Below are 767 nucleotides of genomic sequence, written 5' to 3' on the forward strand. Positions count from 1 at the left end.
GGAGTAAAGATAAGTGAGGTGGGAACTTTTATTTTATTTAAATGCGTTAATATTATATCTTCTACTGGTCTTGCATGAAAAATAAGCCCTTGTGAAATGCCGAGTTCATTTATTAATGGGTACTTATCACAAAAGTAAGGTTGAAAATAGGAACGTCGCTCAAATGCATGTATTTCAATCGTTGTCGCTCGTTCTTTCGATAATATCGCCTGACGATCATGTTCCTGAAATTCAGTCTGAAACTCTGCCGTTGGTGCTGGAAGCTCACCATCCAATCGCCCTTCCACACTAAATTTATCAGGTAACCCTAATAATTTACCAAACCTATTATTTGCATAAATAAATACTGACTTGTTATCTTTCACCCCCCAAGCTTCCGAACTATTTTCCCAAAATGGTATTAACATTTTAAGCGAGTTTAGTAGTGTCTTATCCATTTAAACCACCCTCTTAACGTTAGTTTTGCCTTACTCTTCGAATAATCATCCGCCCTCGATAATCGATGAACCTACTGGGCCATATCTCTCGAGGGGAAACACCGATAGCGTCTGCAATAATTACTTCTCCCTTGGGCCACGGGCGTGTTAGCGCGTTAGCTAATGTACTTGGCGAAAGCCCGCTCTCTCTTGATAATGCTGCTAGTGAACCTTTTGCTTTCCGTATTGCAGCTAAAATATCTTGTCTATGCCAATCTCTATCCATTTTAATTCACTCCCATTAAAAAATTTATGATAAATTCCTTAATTAAATAACTCAGACTAGTTTAG

Annotated in this window: 2 protein-coding genes; both read right to left on the reverse strand. The window is 38.3% G+C overall.

Annotated features, from left to right (window positions below; genetic code table 11):
- On the reverse strand, nucleotides 1-437 hold a 437-nt coding region (locus V2A85_RS24130; protein WP_420072613.1), incomplete at its 3' end, for a PAS domain-containing protein.
- Between the two features lie 19 nt (nucleotides 438-456).
- Complete coding sequence (locus V2A85_RS24135) at nucleotides 457-702, reverse strand: helix-turn-helix domain-containing protein (RefSeq protein WP_083161647.1); 246 nt, start codon at nucleotides 700-702, stop codon at nucleotides 457-459.
- Nucleotides 703-767: the final 65 nt, after the last annotated feature.

Origin of the sequence: Yersinia sp. 1252 StPb PI (genome assembly GCF_048593885.1) — a bacterium.
Taxonomy (GTDB): domain Bacteria; phylum Pseudomonadota; class Gammaproteobacteria; order Enterobacterales; family Enterobacteriaceae; genus Yersinia; species Yersinia enterocolitica_E.

Bases quoted from the DNA above. Each gene is read 5' to 3' on its own strand.
- V2A85_RS24135 (WP_083161647.1), bottom strand. From the start codon at position 702: ATGGATAGAGATTGGCATAGACAAGATATTTTAGCTGCAATACGGAAA.